Annotated in this window: 13 protein-coding genes and 1 pseudogene; 4 read left to right on the forward strand and 10 right to left on the reverse strand. The window is 65.0% G+C overall.

Going from position 1 to position 15,198, the window contains the following annotated elements:
• Positions 1 to 18 precede the first annotated feature (18 nt).
• The 7 genes and pseudogenes from RMQ73_RS07285 to RMQ73_RS07315 all read right to left on the reverse strand — a co-directional run bounded on the left by RMQ73_RS07285 (position 19) and on the right by RMQ73_RS07315 (position 5,031).
• Positions 19 to 816, reverse strand: coding sequence for an acyl-CoA thioesterase domain-containing protein (locus RMQ73_RS07285; protein WP_310497427.1), 798 nt, complete (start codon positions 814 to 816; stop codon positions 19 to 21).
• Positions 813 to 1,304, reverse strand: a complete 492-nt coding sequence (locus RMQ73_RS07290) for a glycosyltransferase (RefSeq protein ID WP_310497428.1) — start codon at positions 1,302 to 1,304, stop codon at positions 813 to 815. Before RMQ73_RS07290 ends, RMQ73_RS07285 begins: the two co-directional genes overlap by 4 nt.
• Positions 1,301 to 1,747 carry a UDP-N-acetylglucosamine--LPS N-acetylglucosamine transferase gene (locus RMQ73_RS07295; protein WP_310497429.1) on the reverse strand — a complete coding sequence of 149 codons (447 nt, stop codon included), beginning with the start codon at positions 1,745 to 1,747 and terminating at the stop codon, positions 1,301 to 1,303. The genes RMQ73_RS07290 and RMQ73_RS07295 overlap by 4 nt, the downstream gene beginning before the upstream one ends.
• Before the next feature lie 51 nt (positions 1,748 to 1,798).
• The gene (locus RMQ73_RS07300) at positions 1,799 to 2,818 is read right to left on the reverse strand and encodes an LLM class flavin-dependent oxidoreductase (protein WP_310497430.1); all 1,020 of its coding nucleotides are present in this window, start codon (positions 2,816 to 2,818) and stop codon (positions 1,799 to 1,801) included.
• Positions 2,812 to 3,012, reverse strand: coding sequence for a DUF1289 domain-containing protein (locus RMQ73_RS07305; protein WP_310497431.1), 201 nt, complete (start codon positions 3,010 to 3,012; stop codon positions 2,812 to 2,814). The genes RMQ73_RS07300 and RMQ73_RS07305 overlap by 7 nt, the downstream gene beginning before the upstream one ends.
• The gene (locus RMQ73_RS07310) at positions 3,009 to 3,452 is read right to left on the reverse strand and encodes an ABA4-like family protein (protein ID WP_310497432.1); all 444 of its coding nucleotides are present in this window, start codon (positions 3,450 to 3,452) and stop codon (positions 3,009 to 3,011) included. Before RMQ73_RS07310 ends, RMQ73_RS07305 begins: the two co-directional genes overlap by 4 nt.
• Before the next feature lie 83 nt (positions 3,453 to 3,535).
• Positions 3,536 to 5,031: pseudogene (locus tag RMQ73_RS07315) on the reverse strand (replicative DNA helicase).
• A gap of 155 nt (positions 5,032 to 5,186) precedes the next feature.
• Here RMQ73_RS07315 and nusB point away from each other — a divergent pair.
• Both nusB and thiL read left to right on the forward strand, forming a co-directional pair.
• Positions 5,187 to 5,648, forward strand: coding sequence for a transcription antitermination factor NusB (gene nusB / locus RMQ73_RS07320; protein WP_310497433.1), 462 nt, complete (start codon positions 5,187 to 5,189; stop codon positions 5,646 to 5,648).
• On the forward strand, positions 5,649 to 6,608 hold the full coding sequence (thiL, locus tag RMQ73_RS07325) for a thiamine-phosphate kinase (protein WP_310497434.1): 960 nt from the start codon (positions 5,649 to 5,651) through the stop codon (positions 6,606 to 6,608).
• Here the strand turns inward: thiL and RMQ73_RS07330 are convergent.
• A complete protein-coding gene (locus RMQ73_RS07330; RefSeq protein ID WP_310497435.1) occupies positions 6,605 to 7,954 on the reverse strand; it encodes an aminotransferase class V-fold PLP-dependent enzyme in 1,350 nt (449 codons plus the stop codon). The two genes, thiL and RMQ73_RS07330, sit on opposite strands and share 4 nt — an antisense overlap.
• Before the next feature lie 61 nt (positions 7,955 to 8,015).
• Here RMQ73_RS07330 and RMQ73_RS07335 point away from each other — a divergent pair, with 61 nt between their 5' ends.
• A complete protein-coding gene (locus tag RMQ73_RS07335) occupies positions 8,016 to 10,151 on the forward strand; it encodes a sodium-translocating pyrophosphatase (RefSeq protein ID WP_310497437.1) in 2,136 nt (711 codons plus the stop codon).
• 316 nt (positions 10,152 to 10,467) lie between these two features.
• Positions 10,468 to 13,374 carry a TonB-dependent receptor domain-containing protein gene (locus RMQ73_RS07340; RefSeq protein WP_310497439.1) on the forward strand — a complete coding sequence of 969 codons (2,907 nt, stop codon included), beginning with the start codon at positions 10,468 to 10,470 and terminating at the stop codon, positions 13,372 to 13,374.
• A 94-nt stretch (positions 13,375 to 13,468) separates the two neighbouring features.
• Here RMQ73_RS07340 and RMQ73_RS07345 read toward each other — a convergent pair whose 3' ends face one another.
• Both RMQ73_RS07345 and RMQ73_RS07350 read right to left on the reverse strand, forming a co-directional pair.
• Positions 13,469 to 13,657, reverse strand: a complete 189-nt coding sequence (locus RMQ73_RS07345) for a hypothetical protein (protein WP_310497440.1) — start codon at positions 13,655 to 13,657, stop codon at positions 13,469 to 13,471.
• A gap of 10 nt (positions 13,658 to 13,667) precedes the next feature.
• Complete coding sequence (locus RMQ73_RS07350; protein ID WP_310497441.1) at positions 13,668 to 15,191, reverse strand: cryptochrome/photolyase family protein; 1,524 nt, start codon at positions 15,189 to 15,191, stop codon at positions 13,668 to 13,670.
• Positions 15,192 to 15,198: the final 7 nt, after the last annotated feature.

Here is a 15,198-nt window from a genome sequence, read left to right on the forward strand (position 1 = left end):
GTCACCTGCGCAAATCCGTCAGTGCATGCGCACGATCAGGCTCTGGCTGGCGGTGGCCATCAGCGTGCCGTCCTGCGCGAACAGATGCAGCCGGCCATGGGCGAAACCATCGAATGTGGCATGGATGCGGATATCGGCCAGCACCCAATCGGTGGGCACGATACGGACAAAGCGGATGGTGTTGTCGAGGCTGTTGCCGCCGGCGTTGGCCCCCAGCGCATTGCCGACGCCCGACGGCAGGAAATCCGCCATCACCGCCAGCAATTGCCGGTCGATGGGCACGCCGGGGTCGCGGTGGCGGACCCATAGCTGCCCGATGCCGTCCGGGCTGGGCCCGGCGGTGCCGCGGTCATTGCCGAAACTGCCATGCGCCACGCGCCGTTCGAAAAGGCTGTTGAGGTCGTCCGGATCGCGCGCCCAGCGCAGCAGCATTTCCGGGCAATCGGCTGGCGGCGGCACATCGGGCATCACCGACCATTGCGCCGCCGGCGAATCCGGCCGCGAGCCCAGCGCCGCATTGACCGTGATGATTTCCTGGTCGCCAAGCCGGGTGATGACGCGCGCCTGGCTGTTGTATTTGCCGGTTACCGGCACGGTGACATGCAGGTCGAGCACCGACCCCGGCCGGGCATAGGACAGATACTGCGCCGCCGCCCAGATGGTTGTGCGTCCGGTGGCAGCCTCGACGGCAGCCAGGGCGCTGGCAAGGCCGACGCCGCCGAACATGAACAGGTCGCCGATTCGCCCGACACACAGGTCCTTGGTCAGGGAAAGGCGGAAATGGCCCGGCGCACCGCCGGCAACGATCGGGATCATGCGGCGTCGATAAAGGCCCGGATGCGATCCGTGAAGGCCGGATCGGCAGACGCGGAAATTGGTGCCGGCGGCGCTGCGACATCGGCGAGCAGGGCCGACACGCGGGCCATCAGATCATCGGCACTGTCCGCCACGAACAGGCCCGGCCGCGTGCCGATGTGGCGGGCCGTGGCCAATTGGTGGTCGGTGTTGTGCTCGCCATGGCTTTTGAGGCGCGGCAGCATCAGGATGGGCTTGCCGGCCTCGATGGCCGAAATGATCGACCCCATGCCGCAATGCGCGACGAACAGCCTGGCGCCGGCCACGTGGGCGCGATATTCGGACAGCGGCAGCTTGCGCACGAATGTCGCATGGCGCGGTTCATAACTGCCGCGCCCGATCTGGATTTCCACCGGCATGTCGGGGTTGGCCGCCGCCCAATCATCCATGGCGCGGCACAGCCGGTCGAACGGCATCATCGATCCGACCGAGACGAAAACGCCGTTCACAGCACGCTGCCCCAATGTTCGACGGGGCCAGATGCCAGATGCGGCCATTGTGTCACCACCTGGGTGACGATGCGCCCGGCCTGCGCGCCCGATCCTGACAGCACTTCGGAATTGGCGATGCTGTCCACCCACAACGATTTGACACCAAAGGGCCGGGCCAGCAGGCAGGCGATCAGCGGCGGCAGTGCGCCAGTGGTGATGATGACATGCGGGCGGACCTTGAGCAGGATGCGCGCCAGATCGAACGCCGTCAGCGGGATGCGCCACCAATCGGCGCGCGACACATCGCGGAAGGTGTGGAATGCCGCGCCTTCGACATCGACCGCCACGCTGGGATCGACGGTGGCATAGCTGACGTCATGGCCGGCCCAAGCGGCGCGCAGGCGTAGCAACTGGACGAAATGGCCACCCCCCGACGCGATGGCAAGAACGCGTTTTGGCAAATCCGATACTCCATGGCCCGCGCGTCTCTTGGCCGCGCTCCGTGCTGCCCGTCAAGCCGCAGCAGCCAAACCGGACATTGCCTCCATGGCCAGCGCATAGCTGCGGCGCCGGTCGTCATGGCCGTGCAAGATGTTGACCAGCATGATTTCGCCTGCCCCGTATTCGGCCGCCGCCTGCGTCAGCCCGGCGCGCACCGTCTCCGGGCTGCCGGCGACAACGCGGCGGCCCGCCCGCAGCCGTTCCAGTTCCGGCCTGTCGGCGAGCCAGGCAATGGCCGTGTCCGGATCGGGCACTGCGATGGACTGGCCCGTCATCAGATGCGCGAACATCATGCGTGCCGGCGCCGCCAGCCGCTCGGCTGCCGCATCGGTTTCGGCACATACCGTCCAGATTGCCGCCATGACCTGCGGTGCATCGCCGGCACGGCGCGGCTGAAACTGGCTGCGATAGGCCGCAGCAATGTCGCCGCCGCGCGCACTGATGAAATCGGCAAAGCAATATGGCAGGCCAAGGTCGCAAGCGACGGTGGCGGAATCGGGCGACGACCCCAGCACCCATGGTTCGGGCGCGTGCGGCAGGCCGGGCAAAGTGGCGGAAAGGGCCGCAAACGGATGCCCGGCGGGCAGTGTGTTTTCGAGATAGCCCAGCAATTCGGCCAGCTGCTGGGGAAACACATTGGGGGCGTGCTGGCGCCGGTCCTGCTGCAACGCGATGGCGGTGCGCTGGTCACTGCCCGGCGCCCGGCCCAGCCCCAGATCGATGCGGCCGGGATACAGCCCGGCTAGCTGGCTGAACTGTTCGGCGACTTTCAGGGGCGAATAATGCGGCAGCATGACCCCGCCCGACCCGATCCGCATGGTCCGTGTGGCGGCCGCCACCGCTGCGATGAGGATTTCAGGCGCGCTGCCAGCCAGCGCCGGCGAGGCATGATGTTCGGCAAGCCAGTAGCGGTGATAGCCAAGCGCTTCGCAGTGGCGGGCAAGATCGAGCGAATTGGCGAGCGCCTGCGCCGGCGTCATGCCCACAGCGATCGGCGTCTGGTCGAGCACCGACAGCGTCAGCATCACCATGGCAGGCGCAGCCGCTTGCGGATTTGCCGCGACGGCAGCACGCCGATAATGGCGCGGCGCTCGGCCTCGGTGGCCAGCGGCCAGTGCATGATTTCGTCGATGGTGCGGCGGCAGCCTTCGCACCAGCCGCTGCGGGCGTCGATGTTGCAGACATTGATGCACGGCGAGCGAACGGGCTGATCGTCCAGAATCATGGAATCTGGCGCCCCCAGCCGGCGCGGATGACGAGATAGAGCAACAGCCCCGTCGGCCCGGCCACGAACGTCAGCGCCAGGCATGGCAGCAGCGCCAGATGCGGCACCCGCGCCGCATCGGCATTCTCCGTCTCCCAGGTGCCGACGAACAGGTCGAACACCAGGTAATGCACCCAGCCTGCGAGCAGCGCCTGCGGGCTTGAGAGCAGCAGCCGCACGCCTTCGAGCGTGGAGAACCCGGCACCTGCGGGCGGTCCTTCGCCGGCCAGCCCGGCCACCAGCAAACTGACATACAGTCCGGCCAGCGTGGCTGCGACCAGCCGCGCCAGCAGCACGCACAGCCGGCGGTTGAGCGGCGCCAGCACCAGCAGTAGCCAGCCCGGCAGCACAAAGGCGCTGGCCAGCGAAAACAGGCGTTCGGGATCCAGGGGGAAATCCATGTGCCTGACGCTGGTGCGCGGCGCGTCATGAGTCAAGCGCCGCAGTGCGCGTCGCGGCCCGAGTCAAGCGCCGCAGTGCGTGATCACTCCCGGTCGCGTTCCGGCATATACTCGCCTTCGGCGCGGTCGACGAACTTGGTGATGGTCTTGTGGAAGGTCAGCGCCACCGTTCCGGTCGAGCCATGGCGCTGCTTGGCGATGATCAGTTCTGCCAGGCCAAAGACCTTTTCGGCCTTTTCGCGCCATTTCAGATGCTTGTCGGCTTCCTCCGGGTCGGGCTGTTTCAGCGAGTGATAATATTCCTCGCGATACACGAACATGACGATATCGGAATCCTGCTCGATGGTGCCGGATTCGCGCAAGTCGACAATTGCGGCCGCTTGTCCTCGCGTGCTTCGACAGCACGGCTGAGCTGCGAAAGCGCCAGCACCGGCACCTGCAATTCCTTGGCCAAGGTCTTGAGACCCCGAGTGATTTCCGAAATTTCCTGCACGCGGTTTTCAGATCCGCCGGCGCGGCTGCCCGTCAGCAATTGCAGGTAATCGACCACGATGAGGCCAATCTTGTGCTGACGCTTCAGCCGGCGCGCGCGGGTACGCAGCGCGGCGATGGAAATGCCCGGCGTGTCGTCGATGAACAGCGGCAGCCCCGACAGATCGCCGGCGGCGCGGGCCAGGCGCTGGAATTCGTCATGGCTGATCTTGCCCATGCGCAGCGCCTCGGAACTGACATTGGACTGTTCCGCCAGCACACGGGTGGCGAGCTGGTCCGACGACATTTCCAGGCTGAAAAACGCCACCGGCGCGCCGCTGGTTTTTTCGGGATCGACGCCGCGTGCCACGTCCTGGACATGGCGCATGGCGCAGGCAAAGGCGATGTTGGTCGCCAGCGCGGTCTTGCCCATCGCCGGGCGCCCGGCAAGGATGATGAGATCGGATTTGTGCAAGCCGCCGATCTTTTCGTTCAGCGCGGTCAGGCCGGTGGTGTATCCCGACAAATGCCCGCCCGATTTCATGGCGCGGTCGGCCATGTCGATGGCCTCGCGCGTCGCTTGGCCAAAGGTTTTGACACTGCCTGACACTTCGCCGGCCTCGGCCACTTTATACAGCGCCATTTCGGCCGTCTCGATCTGGGTCAGCGGCGAGACATCTTCGCTGGTGTCGGCCGCGTTGCTGGCCATGTCGCGGCCGACCTTGATCAACTCGCGCAGCAGCGCCAGGTCATAGATCTGCTGGGCAAAATCGCGCGCCGCCAGCAACGCCGCGCTGTTTTGCGTCAGCGTCGCCAGATAGGCCGGGCCGCCCAATTCGAGCATGGCGGGATCGGCGTCGAACATCGGTTTCAGTGTCACTGGCGTCGCCGCCATGCGCCGGTCCGACAGTTTCAATATCGCTTCATAGATGCGGCCATGCAGGTCCTGCGAGAAATGCTGCGGGCCGAGCCGCATCATCACATCCTCGACCAGCCGGTTGTCGATCATCAGCGCGCCGAGCAACGCGGCTTCGGCTTCGATGTTCTGCGGCAGGACAAAGGGCACGGCGGGCGTTTCGATGACGCGCAAGGAGGGATTGGAAGCCATCGCGCTGTCATCGCGCGGGCGCGCCGCCGGGGCAAGCCGGACCAGCGAAAAAGCATCGGGGCAAGTCTGTGCATATGTCCGGGATGAATTGCGGACGCAGCGGTTGCGGCCAGTCAGGCCGTGACAATTGCCGCTGCCACCGCTAAGCCGCGCCCGTGAACAGCCCCGACCGCCCCCAATCGAACCAGGCCCGTTCGGCCGCGCGCCTCGCTGCCGTGCAGGCGCTGTACCAGCGCGAAATGGGCGGCGATGCCGTGCCCAAGCTGCTGACCGAATTCCACCGTCACCGGCTGGGTCAGGAAATCGAGGGCGCCGATTATGCCGATGCCGACCAGCCGTTCTTCGATGATCTGGTGACCGGCGTTGCCGCGCGCCAGGATGAACTCGATGCGCTCATTTCGGGCGCGCTGGCCGCTGGCTGGGCGCTGGACCGGCTCGATCGGCCGATGCGGGCGATCCTGCGCGCGGCCTGTTACGAACTTGTCGCCCGCGCCGATGTGCCGGCCGCGACCGTCATCAATGAATATGTCGATGTCGCCCATGCCTTTCACGCGGAAAAGGAAGCGCGCTTCGCCAATGGCCTGCTCGACGCCGTGGCGCGCAAGGTGCGCGGCTGAATGGCGGGTGCTCGGGGCTTTGAACGCGGCTTCATCGCCGATGTTCTGGCCCCCCTTGCCTCCGACCCGGTCGCGCGCGGCTTGACCGACGATGCAGCCGTCTGGACACCGCCATTGGGCCGCGATCTGGTGTTCACGCATGACGTGCTGGCCGCCGGCGTGCATTTTCTTGGGCAGGATCCCCCCGGCGACATCGCCTGGAAACTGCTGGCGGTGAACCTGTCCGATCTGGCCGCGATGGCCGCGCAGCCGGTCGGCGTGCTGATGGGTCTGGGGCTTTCGGCGGCGCAGGACGAGGCGTGGCGTGCGGATTTTGCCGCTGGGCTGGGCCGGGCGCTGGTGCATTTCGGCGTGGCGCTATGGGGCGGCGACACGGTGACGGGGCTGGACCGCGCAGTCATCGGCCTGACGGCGATCGGGACGCTGCTGCCGGGCGCGGCGACGGGCCGGGACGGGGCGCGGCCGGGCGACGGCCTGTATGTGTCGGGCACCATCGGCGACGCCGGGCTGGGACTGGCAATGGCGCAAGGCACACTGAAGGCCGAGACGGCGCTGCTCAAACGCTACCGCCTGCCGATGCCGCGCGTTGCTTTGGGGCGGGTGCTGGCCGGCTGCGCCACGGCCTGCATGGATGTGTCCGACGGACTGCTCATAGACGCGCAGCGACTGGCGGCGGCGAGCGGCGTGGCCATCGAAATCGACCTTGCCGCCATGCCGGTATCGGATGCGGCGCGGCGCATTGCCGGCGATGACGACGCTGGGCGGTTGCGGCTGGCGACCAGCGGTGATGATTATGAGCTCCTGTTCACCGCCCCGCCGGGGTTCGATGCCGATGCCGCCGCGCTGTCCGGCAAGGTTGCGGTGACGCGCATCGGCACGGTGTCAGCAGGCATGGGCTTGCATCTGACCGGCCAGGCCGGGCCGATCGCCTTGCCCGCCCGGCTGGGCTGGGAGCATTAGCGCACCAGTTCCGCCACCAGCGTGCGCAGCGCGGGCACCAACCCGTCCACTTCGGCAGGAGTCGTGAACAGCGACGGTGTCACCCGCACACAGGTGCCGTCCGCCAGCCCGGCCCGGTGCACGGTCATGATGCCGAACCGGTCCAGCAGCGCGTCGGTGATTGCGATATTGTCCGCCGTGCTGGTGCGCCCACCGATACGAAACGAGGTGATGGCACCGTGCAGGCGCGCGTCATCGGGCAGCAGAATCTCCAGCCCCGGCAGCCCCCGCAACGGCTCTACCCAGCGGTTCCGCAGATACTGCAACCGCGCCAGCTTGGCGGCGCGCGGCAGGCCAGCCTGAAAATCCAGCGCCGCCGGAATCGTCAGCTGCGCCGAATAATCCACCGTGCCCTGATGGACGCGGGCCTGGGTGTCGTCGGGCCTGGCGTCCGGCTCGGCCGGCGATGGCGCAATCGCGTCGGTGCGGCCCTTGCGGATCCAGATGGCAGCGGCGCCCAGCGGCGCGCCGACCCATTTGTGAAAGTTCATGCCGACGAAATCGGCACCGAACTCGGGAATCGCGAACGGCAGCTGGTAAAAGCTTTGTGCCGCATCGACGATGACCGCGATGCCGCGCGCCTTGGCCAATGCAGCTATCTCGGCCACTGGCAGCACCAGGCCGCTGCGGTGGCTGATATGCGTCAGCAGCACGAGTTTGAGGCCGGGGTTGGCAGCAAAGGCCTGTTCATAGGCCGCGATGGCGGTTTCGTGCGTGGGCGCGCGCGGCAGGCTGATCTTGATGGCCAGCGCGCCCCGGCTGCGCGCGAGATTCACCATGCAGCCCTGCATCGCTTCATAATCGGTGTCGGAATACAAAATGCGGTCACCGGCACCCACGTCGCGGAACTGGCTGATCAGCGCCGACAGGCCTTCGGCGGCATTGCGGCACATGCCGATTTCCTCCGGCAGCACGCCCATGGCGGCGGCGGCGCGGTCGCGGACGATGGCCTGGTCCTTGACCATGGCGCGGCGGGCGTACCAGCTGGAATCGCGGTTCAGCCGTTCGAGAATGGCCCTGTGCGCATCACGCACCGGGCTGGCCATGTTGCCCCAATAGCCATTTTCAAGCTGGGTGATGGCCCGGGTGACCGGATACAGCGCAGCAATGTGCGCCCAGCCGACTTCGTCATCGGGCGCTGGCGGCATGGTGGGCATTCCGGCCGCTTTTGCCGCGCCGGCCATCACCGCCGTGCCCAAAAACACCATTCGCCTGTCGAGTTCCGTCACCATCGCCTCCTGTATGTGCGTGGCGATGCCACCAATCGCCTTGCCTTGTGCCGGATGCCTCGCCATGGTGCGGCGCATTGACCGGCTCCGGGCAAATCATGGGGTCAACAGAGAGCCGGCACAACAGGGAAGGAAAAAGATGGATATCGTTTTGATCGCCATCCTGTGCGGTCTGGCTGCCGTTGCGTACGGCATCGTCACCTCGCGTCAGGTGTTGGCTGCGTCGCCGGGCAATGCCCGCATGCAGGAAATCGCGCATGCCATCCAGATCGGCGCCAATGCCTATCTCAACAAGCAGTACACGGCCATCGGCATCGTCGGCGTCATCGTTGCGGTTCTGGTTGCGGTGTTCCTTGGGGTCATCCCCGCCGTGGCTTTCGTGCTTGGTGCCGTGCTTTCGGGCGCCACTGGCTTCATAGGCATGAACATTTCCGTGCGCGCCAACGTCCGCACCGCCGAGGCTGCGCGCCAGTCTTTGCAGGCCGGCTTGACCATGGCGTTCCGCTCGGGCGCCGTCACCGGCATGCTTGTTGCCGGCCTTGCGCTGCTCGCCATCGCCGGTCTGTTCTATGCGCTGCTGTCCTCCGGCCTCGCGCCGACGGACCGGCAGGTCATCAACGCACTTGTCGCCTTGTCGTTCGGTGCCTCGCTGATCTCGATCTTTGCCCGCCTTGGCGGCGGCATCTTCACCAAGGCTGCCGACGTCGGCGCCGACATGGTCGGCAAGAACGAACTGGGCTTTGACGAAGATGATGACCGCAACCCTGGTGTCATTGCCGACAACGTCGGTGACAATGTCGGCGATTGCGCTGGCATGGCGGCCGATCTGTTCGAAACCTATGTGGTGACCATCGGTGCGACCATGGTGCTGGTCGCCCTGCTGATTGCCGGCGCCGATGCTGCCAAGTTGATGACCTTGCCGCTGCTCGCATGCGGCGTGTGCATCATCACCTCGATCATCGGCACCTATTTCGTCCGCCTCGGCGGCGGTTCGATCATGGGCGCGCTCTACAAGGGCTTGCTCGTCACCGGGCTGTTGTCGGTGCCGGCGCTCTGGTTCGCCACGGCCGCGATCTTCCCCGACATGAACGCCGTCATCGGCGCTGATGCTGCCACTGTCGCAGCGCAGGGCCGGAGTGCCGTCACGGTTGCCGGCGTCATCGGAGGCTTCACGGGGCGTGAGCTGTTCTACTGCATGCTCGTCGGCCTGTTGGTCACCGCGCTGATCGTCTGGATCACCGAATATTACACTGGCACCGAGTACCGCCCGGTGCAGTCGATCGCCAAGGCGTCGGATTCGGGCCATGGCACCAACGTCATCCAGGGTCTTGCCGTGTCGATGGAATCGACCGCGCTGCCGACGCTGGTGATCGTTGGCGGCATCATCGCCACCTACAAGCTGGGCGGGCTGATCGGCATCGCCTTTGCCGCCACTGCCATGCTGGCACTGGCCGGCATGATCGTGGCGCTTGATGCCTATGGGCCTGTCACCGACAATGCCGGCGGCATTGCCGAAATGGCCGGTCTCGATGGCGAAGTGCGCCAGCGCACCGATGCGCTCGATGCCGTGGGCAACACCACCAAGGCCGTCACCAAGGGCTATGCCATCGGCTCGGCCGGCCTTGCCGCGCTGGTGCTGTTCGCGACCTACACCGAGGATCTGTCGCAGTTCTTCAGCACTGTGACCGTCGATTTCTCGCTGTCCAACCCCTATGTCGTCGTCGGGCTGCTGATCGGTGCCTTGCTGCCCAACCTGTTCGGCGGCATGGCGATGACGGCGGTTGGCCGCACGGCGCAGGCCGTGGCGCAGGACATTCGTGCCCAGTTCCGTGAAAACCCCGGCATCGCCACCCGCGAAGTAAAGCCCGACTATGCCCGCACCGTCGGTCTGGTCACGGCTGGCGCCATCAAGGAAATGATCGTGCCGTCGCTGCTGCCGGTGCTGGCGCCGATCGTGGTGTATTTCGCCATCACCGCCCTGGCTGGCCAGGGCAATGGCTTTGCCGCGCTGGGCGCATTGCTGATGGGCGTCATCATCTCGGGGCTGTTCGTCGCCATCTCGATGACATCGGGCGGCGGCGCGTGGGACAATGCCAAAAAGGTCATCGAACAGGGCGCCTATGGCGGCAAGGGGTCACCGGCGCATCAGGCGGCAGTGACCGGCGACACCGTCGGCGACCCGTACAAGGACACCGCCGGCCCTGCCGTCAATCCGATGATCAAGATCACCAACATCGTGGCGCTGTTGCTGCTGGCGGCACTCGCGGGGGTCTGATTCCCTGTCCCGGCTTGCGGGACCATCGCTTCGGTCGAATCCTGGCGCAGTGTGACAACTTTGTTGCATCTGCCGCCAGGATTGATTCTTGCAAGATTCCAATGGTTAAACGCCTGGCGCCCGTCACCGGGGCGTAAGGGGCAGGTGCCGAATCCAGCGTTCGCTGCACGGCCACGCTTGACCTGTGGATATTTCTCCCATCACAATCTCCCCAGCTGAATATGCCGGCTAAAAAAGATCAGGCACGCAGCAAAACGGGGAGATTCTGACGATGGGCAAATCGCGTCTTTTCCACAGCTGCGCAGCCGGCGCATTGGTGGCCACAGCATATCTTGGCGCCACGGCCGCCAGCGCGCAATCGGTGCAAACCGCAGACACCGAAGCAGATGCAGCCGAAATCATCGTCACCGGCAGCTTCATCCGGGGCAGCCGTGAAGACGCGGCGGTGCCGGTGGATGTCTTCAAGTCCGACGAGCTCATCAAACAGGGCATTTCATCGCCGCTGGAATTCATCAAGCAATTGCCCTCGGTGGGCGCCGTGCTGGGTGATTCCAACCAGTTCTCGACTGCCAGCCAGGGCTTCCAGGGCAATGGCTCGATCAACTTGCGCGGCCTTGGGCCAACCCGCACGCTGGTGCTGTTCAACGGCCGGCGCACGATCCAGGCACCGGGTGACGGCTTTACCGATACCAATCTCATCCCCTTTTTCGCGCTGTCGCAGATCGAAATCCTCAAGGACGGCGCAGCGGCAACCTATGGGTCCGACGCCATCGCCGGCGTGGCCAACTTCATCACGCAGCGCGACTATGAAGGTGTCGTCGTCCAAGGCGATTATGAACTGATCGATGGATCGAACGGCAATTGGACGGCATCGGTCCTCGCCGGTCACAACTTCGGCAAGCTCAATATCCTGGCGGGCTTTGGCTGGCAGCACCGGTCGGAACTGGGCACCACCGCGCGCAAATTCACGCGCACGACCTATCAGCAGAACCCATCGGGCTGGTCGGCGCTGGGCACGCCGGGGCTGTTTGCCGCGACCTATCTGCAAAATGGCGTGCCAGCGACAACGGTGCGGCCAGAGGCAGGCTGCGCTGGTGTTGGCGGCGTCCAGGATGGTTCGCTGTGCCGGTTCAGCTTTGTGCCGTTCGACAATCTGATCGAGGAGGAAGACCGCTATCAGGCCTATCTGCAGGCCGATATCGACCTGTCGGATCGGCTGCACTTCCATGCCGAGGGCATGTATTCCCAGACCGACCTCGATTCGCTCGGCTATTCCCCGTCCTTCCCGCCCACGCAGGGCCCACGCGGATCAGGCTCGGCCAATGCCTTTACCGTATCGCCGAACAACCCCGGCGTCCCGGCGTTCCTGGCCCAGAACGGCCTGTTGCCCAGCACACCCGAACGGCCGCTGGCGGCCATCACCGCGGTGTTCTGGCGGCCGCTGGGCTGGCTCGGCAACCCGCTCGACCCCGTCAAGGGATCGGGGCGCGGCGCCGCCAACAACAAGGCATGGCGGTTTTCGGGCGGGCTGGAATATGAACTGAATGATAAATTGCAGGTCCAGTTCTATGGCACCTATTGGCGGTCGGAGCGGGAGGCGTTCGCCCCTGACATGGTCAGTTCACGCCTGCAAAATGCGCTGAACGGACTGGGCGGTCCGGACTGCAACCCCGCGACCGGCACGCCCGGTGCCGGCGGCTGCCAATGGTTCAACCCCTTCGTCAACGCCGGTCCAAGCAACCCGGCGCTGGGCATTGCCAACCCGCTGTATGTGCCAGGAGCCGAAAACAAGCCCGGCCTTGTCAGGTTCATCCAGGTGCCGGTCGGCACGCGCCAGGTCGAAGAGCAGTTTGTCGCCGACCTGGTGTTTTCGGGTGAAACCAACATCGATCTGGGCGGCGGCGCGATCGGCTATGCCTTTGGCGCGCAATATCGCAGCAATCTTTATACCAGCCGGCCATTGAACACGATCGGCGACCTTGCCCTCAATCCGTGCTTCCGCGAGGGCGACCTGTCCTGCGTCGGCACGCCGACCGAGGGGGTCGGGCCGTTCATCTTTCTGGGCGGCTCGCGGCGCGACCGGCAAAGCCAGAACGTCTATGCACTGTTCGCCGAAGTAAAGGTGCCGATCACCGAGAACCTCGAAGTGACCGGCGCGGCGCGGTTCGAAAATTACGGCAACCCCATCGGCTCGACGTTCAATCCCAAGGGGTCGGTGCGGTGGAATCCGTTCGACTGGCTGGTGCTGCGCGGCTCGGTCGGGACCACGTTCAAGGCACCGCTGGCCACACAGGTGTCGACGAACTTCGTGACGGCGCTTGCCGGCATCCAGGCGGCAGCAAACAACTTCAAGTCGCAGGACATTTTCGGCAACCCCACCGATTTGGGTCCTGAACGGGCCCTGACCTACAATATCGGCGCGGTTGTCAGCGTGTCGGGCCTGACCGCCTCGATCGATTATTGGAGCTTCGACTTCAAGGATCGCATCACCACCACGCCGGTGCAGGCAATCGCCTCGGCAGTAGCAAGCGGCGCCGTGTCGCCCAACGGCACGCGTTTTGCCAATTGCAGCAACGTGTTTGCCGACCTCGTGACCTTCCAGGGCGGCTGCGTCCAGGGCGTCACCACCGGGTTCGATATCTCGCGGGTGCGGACCGACTGGGTGAACGGTCCAAGGGTCAAGACGCGGGGCATCGACGTCGCGCTGGACTACAGGACCGATCTGGGGCCGGGCCGGTTCTCGACCGGCGTGCAGGCCAGCTATGTGCTTGACTACACGTTCGGCAATTTCATCTTCCGTGGCCAATTGGTGCAGGCCGGTTACAAGGCGCGCGGCTTCACCAACTATTTCCGCGATCCGGGCACGATCTCGAAACTGCGCGCCACCGCCTATGTCAACTATGCCATCTCCGGCCTGAATGCGCGTTACCAGGTCCGCTATGTCGACGGGGTCAAGGACGACCGCTGTGTGGGTCTGGCCAATTGCGCCAGCACCTCGTTCGGCCCGACCAATTTCGGCGCCACCGTGGGTTCGTTCACCCAGCACGACATCACCTTCAGCTATGATCTGCCGATCGATTCCGTAAAGGCCCAGTTGCAATTCGGGATCGAGAATTTCACCAACGCCGATCCGCCCGCATCGCGGCTCGAAGTCAGCTATGATCCGTTCATCGGCAACCCGTTCGGGCGTATTTTCCGCTTCGGGGTCCGCGCCGGCTTCTGATCGGGCACCGCGCGGCGGGCTGGTCCTGCCGCGCGGCGCTCCGCAACACGGCAAGCGGGACAGTTGTTGCAACCCGGCCCGCCAAAGGCCCACTCTACTCTTCTTCTAGCACTCCGCCTTGCTTCAGCAATTCACGCGTCAGCAGGCCGGTGTAGCGGCGTTGGCGGCGGCGGGCTTTGGCGGGGTTTGCGCGCCAGCCCTCGCGCTTGTCTTGCACCACATGTTGCAGATCGTCGGCCTCGGTGATGTCCGCAGCGTCTTGGGGGGAGGTGCGTTTGGGCATGGCGGCGCGTTCAGGCGATACTGGCCATGAAATCAGCCGCTTGCGCTCTGATTCGTAACTGTTCTTCGCCGGAAAAACGCCGCCAGCCGTCGTACATGCGCCACAAGCGCTGGTTGCCCTTGAGAGCCTCTTCGTGCCGCGCCAGAAAATCCCAATACAGGCTGTTGAACGGGCAGGCGTCCGGGCCGGTGCGCTGCTTGACGTCATACCGGCAGCCCTTGCAGTAATCGCTCATCCGGTTGATGTACGCGCCGCCGCCGGCATAGGGTTTCGATCCCATCAGCCCGCCATCGGCAAACTGGCTCATGCCGATGACATTGGGCGCCTCCACCCATTCATAGGCGTCGTCATAGACGGCGAGGAACCATTCATGGATCTGTGCCGGTGCCGTGCCGATCAGCATGGCGAAGTTGCCCAGCACCATCAGCCGCTGGATGTGATGGGCATGGGCGTTGCGGCGGGTGCTGCCGATCGCTTGTTTCAGGCAGTTGAGATCGGTCTCACCGCTCCAGTAAAACGCAGGCAAGTCGCGCGTCGCACCCAGATGATTGCTGTCGTTGTACTGCGGCCCGGCAATCCAGTGGATACCGCGCACATATTCGCGCCAGCCCAAAATCTGGCGGATGAACCCTTCGGCGGCGTTGATCGGTACGGTGCCGGCGCGGTATGCGGCTTCGGCAGCGACACATACTTCCATCGGGGTCAACAGCCCGATGTTGATCAGCGATGACAATTCGCTGTGGAACATATGGTCCTCGCCGGTGACCATCGCGTCTTGATAGTCGCCGAACTGCGGCAGGCGCCGCGCCATGAAATCTGCCAGCGCCAGCAGCGCGTCGGCGCGCGTGACGGCATAGCCAAAGGGCAACAGATCGCCGAAGTTGCCCGAAAAACGCGCTGCCACCAATGTCAGCACCTGCTGCGTGATGTCGTCGGCGACAAAATGCGGATGCGGCGGATACGCGAGGCCCTTTTTCGGCGGTTTGCGATTGTCGGCATCGAAGTTCCAGGCGCCCCCGGCAGGCTTGTCACCGTCCATCAAAACACCCGTGCGCTTGCGCAGCAGGCGGTAGTAATCCTCCATCACCAGTCGTTTGCGCTGCGATGCCCAATCGGCAAAATCGGCGCGCGTGTCGATGAAACGCGTGTCGGGCAGGATGGTGCAAGGCAGGCCGGTCAGCGCCGCCCAGCCGTTCTGCATGGCGATCACCCGCCATTCGCCCGCCTCGACTGTGCGGATTTCGCTTGCGCCATGGCGAAGCGCGGCCCGCGCCACCTCGCCATCAAAACTCTGCGTGTTCGCAGGATCGTCCAGCGCCACATAGTCCACCCGCCAGCCCGCCGCGCGCAATTCGTCTGCAAAATGCCGCATGGCCGACAAGATGAAGGCAATTTTTTTGGGATGATGCGGCACATAGGTCGCCTCGGCCATCACTTCGGCCATCAGCACGGCCGCATTGGCACGGTCCACGCCCGCCAGCGAGGCCAGTCCATGGTACAACTGGTCGCCGAGCAAAGGAATGAGGATGGTCATCGCGGCT

This window comes from Sandarakinorhabdus sp. (genome assembly GCF_031430775.1).
Classification (GTDB): Bacteria; Pseudomonadota; Alphaproteobacteria; order Sphingomonadales; family Sphingomonadaceae; genus Sandarakinorhabdus.